We start from the raw sequence: 9,404 nt of genomic DNA, 5'->3' as shown, positions 1-9,404 counted from the left end.
GTCAGCCGATGACGCCCATGATATCGGCTTCCTTCATGATCAGAAGGTCTTCGCCGTTGAGCTTGACTTCGGTGCCCGACCACTTGCCGAACAGGATGCGGTCGCCGGCCTTGACGTCCAGCGGGACGAGCTTGCCGACCTCGTTACGGGCGCCGGAACCGACGGCGATGATCTCGCCTTCCTGCGGCTTTTCCTTCGCCGTATCGGGGATGATGATCCCGCCGGCGGTCTTCGCTTCGGACTCGACCCGGCGAACGACCACGCGGTCATGCAGCGGCCGGAAATTCGACTTTGCCATTTTTGGATTTCCCTGGTGCGGATGTTGAACGGTTCTCCGTTGCCGGAGCGTGGTTAGCACTCACCAGAAGCGAGTGCTAACGCGGCAGTGAGATAGGCCGTAGGCTCCTGCTAGTCAAGACGGAAGAGGGACGGGCGAAGAGCAAAAGAGCGTGGAAGCACCGAGCCTTTTACGTGAACGACGTCGGAGATAGGACATGGATGAGGCGGCTCACCATTTGTAATTGAAGGCTTTATTCATTTGGCACGATCGGTGCAGCGGATGATCCGCAAACGTTGCGCGCGACCGATATAATGAGAGGTGAGCGCCATCAGGATTCCCGCGTTAACGGTCCACTCGGTCTTTACGGTGTGGCCGCCGCGCGGGCGCCAGGACTCCGGCCACCCGATAGTCACCGCAAGAACTGGCTGCGCATCGCCGCTGAAGGCGCCAGGATGGACATTCTGCTGAATTTACCTGCGGCGCTGTTTCATGGACGCGCGCTTGGGCCCCCCATTTTCTATTGCCCGCCTCGGCTCATGCGGGGCGTGGCGTTCTGGGAGGATTTGCTCACCATGGTTCATAGTGGCGGCGCATACGTCCGGTGAGCGCCTCACCTGAGGCTACATGGCGGTCGTGGAGATTGCCTCAGAAGCGGCGCCCAATCGGAAACCTTAGCACCTCCGCGTTTTGGCGTGGCTGCTTGAACTCTTCGACGGCAACCGCCTCAATTAACAGGTCCAAGGCTTAGCGTCCCCTTCGACTCATCGGGTCATCGCCACAAAGGTAGTCATACGCTCGATCTAAATGCACTCGGGCGGCGGAAAAATCGCTTGTCATAGGACCCTCTCTAACTGCCCGCATTGCCGTCTACGAGGTGAAGGTCGCGCAATCGTCAATATCTACAGACAAATCTGAATTAAATCGGAGATGATCGGGGGAGTAGCTAGGATGTCACCCACGGTGACTGAACCGATCGACATCGACGCCGAGGTCTCGGCATTCCTCGCGCGGCTGGAGGCCGAAGTCCCCTGACATGATGCCGCCGTCGAGCCCGCCGACGGGTCACTCGCTGGCGCTCGGTCGGATCATAAATGCCGAGCACCCCGTTCCGAGACCACCTTTGACTTCCGTCATTCGATGCAGACGCGCGGAATCGGCCCCGATCTTTGCGGCGTAGAGCCAGAGGCCGGCCGCCAGGTCCCAGGCCGGTTGGCTCCAATCGCGCTAGGTCGTGTGGATCAGGTTTGTCCACACCACTTAGCTAGGGGCGACAATATGCCATCGAAGAAGAAATGGCGCAGGTATTGGGTATCGATCCGTCGGAGCACCCAATCCCGCCCGCAACGCGGTTCGCAGCCATCTCGACCGATTGGTGGACTCCTGACTGCGGGATCTAAGGAGCTTTTCCTAGCCTATAGCTAAATTGAAAGACGCCGGACCCCCGATCGAGCCAACCGCGACCCAACCTACTGGACTCCAGAGCGAATAGAGCGCGTGCGGCTCGAGCGACTTGAGAGGAAAAGGAAATGGCGCCTCGGCATGACTGACTCCGACTGCCTGAGCGCCGGCATCGCCTTTCAGTGCGCGCAAGGGGAGCGTTCCGGTGGCCAATGCTGCTGTTGGAACGGAGCAGGTGGGTTGTTCTAGCAACACGGTTGAGTGTCCGGGGTGCCAACAATGAACAAATGCGCAGGAACACTCGATCCGTGCCTTCGGCAGGCCTGCCTACAACCTGTGCAAGTGCACAGGTAGCGAAGGTGCGCGCGTTCAAGCACGTTTGAGTGTCGGCGCAATTTCCATGCCGAGGTTATATAGACGCCCGAGAGCCGTGGCGCACTGGCAGAAGACGGCTGGACACCTTTGACTTCGCATCAACCTTGACGAAACTCTTCCCTGGAGTTGGATACCTGTCACCGTGACCTACGCCGAGGCCGCTTGATGGCGACAATAACCCACGTCTTCACAATCGACCACGTTTCGCAAATGATCGGGGAGGATCTCGAGCTCCTTCAGGCGATCGTCAGCAACGATGACAATCTCAGCTCTGGCAGTATGATCAGTGTCCATGACGGTAAGGAGAAGGCAATAACCGCTCTCACCGACGACGGCATTGACGAGCTAACACAGATGCTTACCCATGCTCGCCGCTCGGCCGAAAAGTGGAGCGACTTCCTCGATGACTTCGTCTCGGATCCCGACAGCATCGCGCGCATCAAGGCGAGGTCTTCGGCGTAAGACCGACGGCTGCGGCAAAGTTGAGGACAAGCCGATCAATATGGTTAACTTTGCCGCCACCTCGTCCAGAGTAGCGGTAAGCCGGTTTATCTGCGAGGCGGTTGCAGCCAGCTCCGGGCCGTAACGGGTCACGAGATATTCCCGGTTCTGGCTGAGGGAGTGAAGATGTTGGGCGGTTTTCGCGCGAAGGCGCAGCCTCGCTTCCAAGGCGAGTTCCGTGCGCGCCGACAGATCGTGCTGCATTTTGCGGATCTGATTGGGGCTGTGCCCACGGTGGAGCAAAAGCGCGGTCAGATAGAGTTCGATCGCATGGATTGCCGACAATCTGAACGGCGCTCGAGTGAGCGGCTTGCCTGGCCGGCCGAGCCGAAGCAGCAGGGTTGCCGCCTTGCGGTACTCTTCCGCAAGCTCGTGGATCTGCAGCGGGAAGGCTAGCTCTCCTGGGTATTTTCGTTCTTCAATCTCCATTCATGCAATTAAAATGCCACGCAGAAGTTTTGGTAAAGAGCGAACAATCGTATTCTTCGGCACTTTCCATTTCTTGGCATCGCTATCGCAATTCCGAGCAAGACCTGCGGCAGTGGGGATCTGCGTCGACGCGACCGCAGTGGTTCTCGACGGATGAGAAGGGCGCATGCCGCGCCTGGCTTATCGATGCCTCGCGGATCGGCGCGGGAAGAGATCAGGTGGGCGTCTCCCTGCGGGCCGGGCTGCGGGCTTCGCTGAAGCCGGCCTGCGGTCGTCTTCACCCCTTCGGGCACGCATCCCTGACGCACCCGCTGCCGCAGCCCCGGCGCTTGGCCTGGCTTGAGTAGGGATAAAGCGCCTTACCTCGTTACCGAGGCGGTTTCTTCATCTCCGCTGCGAACCCCGGCGTGCGCGTTTTACCGCATCCGCCTCTCCATGCGTGACTTCGACTACGGGCCGAGGGTGCCTGGTAGCATTCCAGGGGCTCGTTCAATCCATTCCCAGGCGCGGGCGCCGTGCGCATACCGCAGGCGTTTTGTGTCGGCGAACTTGGCGAGTTTTCTTCTATGCAATCTGCATCACTGACCGGGTTGAGCTCGTCAATGAGGTAGGCAAGGATTCGAGCTTCCCTCGGCTGGGGTGTCGATCCCGCCGCAAAGGAACTGCAACTTGCCGTTCGAATGCAGAGCATACCGAACGAAGCGGAGAGAACCGGCCACCGCTTGACCATTGAGAGCGCCTTGAGATGCTTCGGCCAATGGCCGATGGCATCACGCCCGCGTTTCCCTCTTGAAGCGTCATCGCGCCGACAACACTTTGTGCGACGATCGGCGGGCGCCGATGTGGCCCCTGCCTCACGTGAACTGGCTGTTCAGCAGGTCGGGAGGAACAAATGAAGGCCGAGGCTTTCAGCAGCCCCATTTTCGTGAAGCGCTCCACCTACATCGTGCAAGAGATTGCAAGTCTTGCCGAAGCCATCGATCATCTCGATGAATGGCCGCCAGATCGCAGAGATCGTGCCCACGAAACTGCCCTTAGGACGTGCCATGATGCCTACGATGGGCACAAGCCTGTAGGTGCGGCGCGTAACGCGCTTTACGACTTTGCAAAGCAGGTTGGCATATTAGAGGATGCGACCTCTGCGATGCAGTGGATTGCTGCCTGCAAAGCGGGCACCGCAAAAGTCTAAATCCTATTCGCCGATGCGACTGGGGCGAGGCGCGAGTAACATTCGGTTTAGCATTCGGCCTGCCGCCGCAGACTGGCTGTCAAGGAGGGAAGGGGGAGGGGAGATGGCCGGCTCGAGCAGATTCGAAAGGCCAGTCATTGTGCAGGTCGGCCGCCATGGCTCAGAGCGTATCGTGCTCGACGTCAATGACGCCGCCGCTATCTTGCTGCGGGATATTGGTCGTCAGACCGAGAAGAGTAGGATAGCAATGGACGTGTGTCTGCAGGTGCTGCGTGGGAAGGCTCGGTCGCCAGCTGCTCGAGGCGCTTTCGTCGTGGCCGCACTCGAAGCAAAGATTCTGCGCGGCGATTAAACCGAGCTCTGGCACGGGTCATCTCTTCGGCCTCTTGCTGCCTGGTACAGCCGTCGGATATGACCCATCAGAGCGCGGCAAGGGAGTTTGAAGCGCGTCGTCGCCGTGCTCGCGAGCGACCCGCAAGCCCAAGCGATAGGCCAACTGGCCAACTGCGCTGCGCCCTCGGCTCGCGTTGCCGCCTATCCTGTTTGCGGATTGAGACGCATACTTCCTGGAGCGCCGGACAGCAGACTTTCTATTCGTTGGAGGCTGAGCGGGAGCCGGCGCAGCGCTGCGGCCCGATCCGGCGTGGAGAGCGCGGGCGGGGCTTGGCTTCTCAACGAAAGCACCGGCCCAAACTAAACTCATCACATACCGTCGCTATGTTATGGCAGCTGCACCATATCCCGCTTTCGCCGGCAAGGGGCTCGGAACGAAACTCCGGAGTAGCCGGGAACGGTCGAATCCGGCGCAAAGGTGTGGACGGAATCAGGCCGGCGTCACCACGGCTTCCTCAATGACGTGATGAACTTATCCTACGGCATAGTCAGGAGCTCCTCGTCAGCGCGATGATCACCGCTCGGCACCATTCCCAGAACGTTCAAAGCAAATGTAGCCCTGCAAGTCGCTCTTGAGCGATATGCCGGTCAGGGCGATTTGATAGCTGCTTCAGGCCATCGCTTCGCGATGCGGTTTTGTTTTGTGTTGCCAGCCCCCGCTCGCGGGGTGGGCGACGCTCCTTTCTAAGCCCGCTGCGGCGTGCCGCAATGCCTGCTTGGCTCACATTCTCCACTCCGTTGCGGCCCTCCGGGTGCGGCCCGCCTCGTTCAGCGGGCCAAGCCAGTCGCTTTCTGCCGCCCACCCCACTCACGGGTAAGGCGCGGGAGATTAGCGACCGGAAACGAAGATCATGCGCAGACCGGCAAGCGTGGTGCCCGTGGCGAAGTGGGCGGGAACAAGAACGAGGCTCCAAGGGCGAGCCTTTATTGCGAGATCACCGACCGCATCATCGCAGATCTGGAGCGGGGCTCGCTGCCTTGGGTCAAACCCTTGGGGCAGCGCCAAATCAGCTCTTGGCTTGCCGAAGAATGCCGCCACCGGTCGCAACGTTCCGGCATCAACATCCTGATCCTGTGGGGCGCGCTGATCGAGCGCGGCCACCCCGGCCAGAACTGGCTCACCTTCCGGCAGGCGCTTTCGCTTGCGGCAATGTCGAAAAGGCGAGCACGGCTCGACTATCGTTCATGCCGATCGCTTCATCCCGAAGAACGAGAAGGAACGCGCTAGAAAAGAAGACACCGAGCCGCAGGCGGTGCCCTTCCTCAAGCGTTTCACCGTCTTCAATGTCGCGCAGTGCGAGGGCCTGCCCGAGCAGTTTTACACCCAGTCTGAGCCGCTGCCCAAACGCGAAATCATCCCGCAGGCCGAGGCGTTCATCGCTCCCAGCGGCGCAGAAATTCGCATCGGCGGCAATCGCGCCTTCTACACGCCGGGCGGCGACTTCATCCAACTGCCGCCGCAGCCCGTTTGTTTGCCGAGGCCTCGCGGACAAGCGACAGGCAAGGTACGCGTTCAACCCAAATCCCTCCCTGGCCGAGCAGTTCGCCATACTGGCGGCATGACAGCGGTCGGTCTCGACCACCTTCATGACGCAGAAAAACTTTGCAACACAACCCATCCGCCGCCGCCAGCACCTGCTTGCGTGTCGCTTCGGAGGGTCGGCCGGTTCCCGAAAGCACGTAAGATGCCGTTGCGACCGACGCCTGCCACCGCCGCGACTTCCTTGATTCCGGACCGTTTCAGGGAATGTGCCGCCGGCCGGTAACGTCAAGCGGCAACGAGCCGCATGATCGTATCGATATTGAACTGGATGCGCTGCTCCAGGGCGTCCTTGGCCATCAGGTCCCGCTCGTAGATGATCGAACCGGTGAAGCGGTTTGTCAGGTAGTAGTAGCCGACGGCCGCGATGGTGATGTTGAGCTGCACGGGATCGATGCCGTCGCGGAGGACGCCCGCCTTCACCCCGCGCTCAAGGATGCTCGAGACCAAGTTCACGAGCTTCCTGCTGGAGACCTTGACGATCTCCGACTTTTTCAGGTGCTTGGCTCGATGCAGATTTTCGCTGTTGACGAGCGTCAGAAATTCCGGGTTCTTCAGGTAGTATTCCCAGGTGAAGCGCACCAGTTTTTCGAGCGCTGCCTTCGGGTCAAGATCTTCCAGGTGCAGCTTCTGCTCGGCGTTGCGAATATCGAGATAGGCCTCTTCGAGAATGGTCTGGAACAGGCCCTCCTTACTCTCGAAATAGTGGTAGATCATGCGCTTGTTGGCCTTCGCCTTCTCTGCGATGTCGTCGACGCGCGCCCCACCCAAGCCTTTCTTTGCAAATTCTTTTTTTGCCGCCTCGAGGATGCGCGCTTTGGTGGCTTCCGCGTCGCGGATGCGCGGTTTTCGTCCCGGTTTTTCGTTTCGTTCGCCCGTCATGTTTTGCGCCTGCCCTCTGCCGCGGTCGGGATTTCTTCCCTGCAACTCATACACGCGCGTCGCCGTCCGTCACAGCCGTTCGACGCGATTGCTTGTCTTGATCATACTGACACCGCTTGACTTGGGCAAACTAAAAGAAGTAACTGGTTAGTGCGTTAAATGGCGTAGGTCACGCCGGAGCGCCTCGCCCGAAGGCAAGGCTCTCCTGTCGACAGCAGCGCCAGTCGTGACGCGCGAAGCGTTTCAATCGAAGATTGGGAGGAACCAATGTCGACCTTTATCAAGGATTTCATCGAGCGCGAAACGGTCAGCCGTCGCAATTTTCTGTTCGCAGCTGCGGCCGGCATGGGCGCGGCTGCCGTGCCGGGACTATTCGGTGGCGGCATCGCACGCGCCGCGCTGACAGACCCGGCGATTGCCTGGAGCTACCGCGACCGCGCCTCGGCATACTGGAACTCTGTCGTCTCCGGCGGCGAGGCCTTCGTGGAGTCGCTCGGCAAGCCGAAGAGCACACTCATCAGCCTTATCAACGAGGGCTCGACGGAAAAGTCGCTCGCTGACATCAAGGCCTTCCTTGCCAAGAACAATGGCAATTGCGCCATTGCCTGCGATGCCAATGACAGCCCGAACGCCCGTCCGGTCGTCGAGGCCGTTCAAGCTGCCGGCGCCTATGTGTCGACGATCTGGAACAAGACCGACGACCTGCACCCCTGGGACATCGGCGACAACTATGTCTCGCACATGACCTGGTCGGACGAAAAGCCGGCGGAAGAAACCGCCCGCATCCTCTTCAAAGCCATGGGCGGTGAGGGTGGCGTGGTCCATCTCGGCGGCATCGCAGCCAACAATCCGGCCGTCGAGCGCCTCAACGGCCTCAAGAACGCACTGAAGGACTTCCCGAAGGTCGAGCTGCTCGATGCCGAGCCGGCCGACTGGGACACACAGAAGGGCGCGGCACTGATGGCCTCGTTCCTGACGCGCTACGGTGACAAGATCAAGGGCGTGCATTGCGCCAATGACAACATAGCCTACGGCGTCATCGAGGCGCTGCGTGCCGAGGGCATCGAGAACATGCCGATCGTCGCCTATGACGGCAATCCGGAAGCCGTGCAGATGGTCATGGATGGTCAGCTACTCGCCACCGTCTTCACCAATCCGCATTGGGGCGGCGGCATCAGCGCTGCACTCGCCTACCATGCCGCCATCGGCACCTTCAAACCTTCCGAGGAGCCGAAGGAGCATCGCGAATTCTATGGCCCGACGATTCTCGTTACGGCCAAGGACGCGGCGGAATTCAAGGCGAAGTACCTGGATTCCGTGCCGACCTACGACTGGAAGGACTTCTGGGGCCCGTCGAACGGTCAGATCCAGTACAAGTCCTGACCATAGGCAGGGCGGCAGCCGTACGCTGCCGCCACATCTCCTGCGAAACCATTAGAGGGGTGTCTGACGTGACACGTCGCCTTTCGCGCGAAACCTTGATCAAGTGGGCGCCGCTACTGGTGCTGATCGCGCTGCTGATCTTTTTCACCGCACTCAACCCGACCTTCTTTTCCTTGCGGAACTTTGCCCGTATCGCGATCGCGGCGGCCCCGGCGCTCATGGTCGCCGTCGGCGTCACCTTCATCATCGTCATGGGTTCGATCGACCTTTCCATGGAGGGAACGGTCTCGCTCACGGCGGTCTCCTTCGCCTTCATCTTCGCCCAGCTTGGCGGCACGCTCGCCGGCTTCGGCTGGATAGCCATTCCGCTTGTGCTTGTGCTCGGCGGCATGCTCGGGCTCTTGAACGGGCTGGTGCATGTGAAACTGAAGATCCCGTCCTTCATGGCAAGCCTCGCCATGGGCTTTGTCGGCACCGGTGCCGCGATCCTGCTGACCGGCGGTGATATCGTGAAGGTCAGCGATGCCACCTTCCGCGGCCTGCTCACGGTGCGCTGGCTCGGCTTCCCGCTGATGGTCTATGTCGCGGCCCTCTTCCTGTTCGTCGGCAGGTTCATCCAAACCCACACGACGCTCGGCCGCAATTTCTACGCTGTCGGCGGCGGCGAGGACCTCGCTCACGCCTCGGGCCTCAACGTCACCCGCGTCCGCGTCACCGGCTTTGCGCTCGCCGGCGTCTTCTACGCCATCGCCGCGATCCTCGTCGTCGCCCGCATCGGGCAGGCGGAATCTGTGACGGGCGCAAACTTCATGTTCGTCTCCATCACCTCTGTGGTCGTCGGTGGCGTGGCGCTCTGGGGCGGCATCGGCGGCGTGTGGAACGCGCTCGTCGGCGTTCTTATCGTCAACGTCATCGACAACGGCATGGTCGTCATCGGTCTGCCCGATTTCCTCCAGGACGGAGTGCTGGGCCTCCTCGTCATTCTTGCGGTGGTGCTTTCCACCGACCGCAAGATGGTTTCCTTCGTTAAGTGA

8 protein-coding genes and 2 pseudogenes are annotated in these 9,404 nt (G+C 60.5%); 6 read left to right on the top strand and 4 right to left on the bottom strand.

The window, feature by feature from the left end; all coding sequences use genetic code 11:
* Position 1: 1 nt before the first annotated feature.
* The gene (gene groES / locus NKI17_RS27690) at positions 2 to 298 is read right to left on the bottom strand and encodes a co-chaperone GroES (RefSeq protein ID WP_352907059.1); all 297 of its coding nucleotides are present in this window, start codon (positions 296 to 298) and stop codon (positions 2 to 4) included.
* A gap of 627 nt (positions 299 to 925) precedes the next feature.
* Positions 926 to 1,117, bottom strand: a pseudogene (locus NKI17_RS27685) (hypothetical protein).
* Between the two features lie 1,101 nt (positions 1,118 to 2,218).
* Between NKI17_RS27685 and NKI17_RS27680 the strand changes: the two are divergent.
* The gene (locus NKI17_RS27680; RefSeq protein WP_352907058.1) at positions 2,219 to 2,515 is read left to right on the top strand and encodes a hypothetical protein; all 297 of its coding nucleotides are present in this window, start codon (positions 2,219 to 2,221) and stop codon (positions 2,513 to 2,515) included.
* Here NKI17_RS27680 and NKI17_RS27675 read toward each other — a convergent pair.
* Positions 2,399 to 2,983: a hypothetical protein gene (locus NKI17_RS27675; protein ID WP_352578176.1), complete on the bottom strand. Its 585-nt coding sequence runs from the start codon at positions 2,981 to 2,983 to the stop codon at positions 2,399 to 2,401. The two genes, NKI17_RS27680 and NKI17_RS27675, sit on opposite strands and share 117 nt — an antisense overlap.
* Before the next feature lie 892 nt (positions 2,984 to 3,875).
* Between NKI17_RS27675 and NKI17_RS27670 the strand changes: the two genes are divergently transcribed.
* From NKI17_RS27670 to NKI17_RS27660, 3 genes and pseudogenes are all read left to right on the top strand, one after another.
* Complete coding sequence (locus tag NKI17_RS27670) at positions 3,876 to 4,172, top strand: DUF982 domain-containing protein (RefSeq protein WP_352578177.1); 297 nt, start codon at positions 3,876 to 3,878, stop codon at positions 4,170 to 4,172.
* A 103-nt stretch (positions 4,173 to 4,275) separates the two neighbouring features.
* Positions 4,276 to 4,524: a DUF982 domain-containing protein gene (locus NKI17_RS27665; protein WP_352578178.1), complete on the top strand. Its 249-nt coding sequence runs from the start codon at positions 4,276 to 4,278 to the stop codon at positions 4,522 to 4,524.
* Positions 4,525 to 5,265: 741 nt separating this feature from the next.
* Positions 5,266 to 5,980: pseudogene (locus NKI17_RS27660) on the top strand (ArdC-like ssDNA-binding domain-containing protein); the annotation flags it as partial.
* Positions 5,981 to 6,333: 353 nt separating this feature from the next.
* On the opposite strand, the gene NKI17_RS27655 reads toward NKI17_RS27660, so the two are convergent.
* Complete coding sequence (locus NKI17_RS27655; RefSeq protein ID WP_352517369.1) at positions 6,334 to 6,987, bottom strand: TetR/AcrR family transcriptional regulator; 654 nt, start codon at positions 6,985 to 6,987, stop codon at positions 6,334 to 6,336.
* A 267-nt stretch (positions 6,988 to 7,254) separates the two neighbouring features.
* On the opposite strand from NKI17_RS27655, the gene NKI17_RS27650 reads away from it, so the two are divergent.
* Together NKI17_RS27650 and NKI17_RS27645 are read left to right on the top strand one after the other, a co-directional pair.
* Complete coding sequence (locus NKI17_RS27650; protein ID WP_352578179.1) at positions 7,255 to 8,370, top strand: sugar ABC transporter substrate-binding protein; 1,116 nt, start codon at positions 7,255 to 7,257, stop codon at positions 8,368 to 8,370.
* A gap of 68 nt (positions 8,371 to 8,438) precedes the next feature.
* Positions 8,439 to 9,404 (top strand): ABC transporter permease, encoded by a 966-nt coding sequence (locus NKI17_RS27645; protein WP_352496350.1) that lies wholly within the window; start codon positions 8,439 to 8,441, stop codon positions 9,402 to 9,404.

Origin of the sequence: Mesorhizobium sp. M0816 (assembly GCF_040320005.1) — a bacterium.
Lineage (GTDB): Bacteria > Pseudomonadota > Alphaproteobacteria > Rhizobiales > Rhizobiaceae > Mesorhizobium.
The sequence above is the reverse complement of the archived record's forward strand: the minus strand, read 5'-3'. Positions and strand labels throughout refer to the sequence as shown.

Bases quoted from the DNA above. Each gene is read 5' to 3' on its own strand.
- NKI17_RS27655 (WP_352517369.1), bottom strand. From the start codon at position 6,987: ATGACGGGCGAACGAAACGAAAAACCGGGACGAAAACCGCGCATCCGC.
- NKI17_RS27650 (WP_352578179.1), top strand. From the start codon at position 7,255: ATGTCGACCTTTATCAAGGATTTCATCGAGCGCGAAACGGTCAGCCGT.
- NKI17_RS27665 (WP_352578178.1), top strand. From the start codon at position 4,276: ATGGCCGGCTCGAGCAGATTCGAAAGGCCAGTCATTGTGCAGGTCGGC.
- NKI17_RS27675 (WP_352578176.1), bottom strand. From the start codon at position 2,983: ATGGAGATTGAAGAACGAAAATACCCAGGAGAGCTAGCCTTCCCGCTG.
- NKI17_RS27670 (WP_352578177.1), top strand. From the start codon at position 3,876: ATGAAGGCCGAGGCTTTCAGCAGCCCCATTTTCGTGAAGCGCTCCACC.
- NKI17_RS27680 (WP_352907058.1), top strand. From the start codon at position 2,219: ATGGCGACAATAACCCACGTCTTCACAATCGACCACGTTTCGCAAATG.
- groES (WP_352907059.1), bottom strand. From the start codon at position 298: ATGGCAAAGTCGAATTTCCGGCCGCTGCATGACCGCGTGGTCGTTCGC.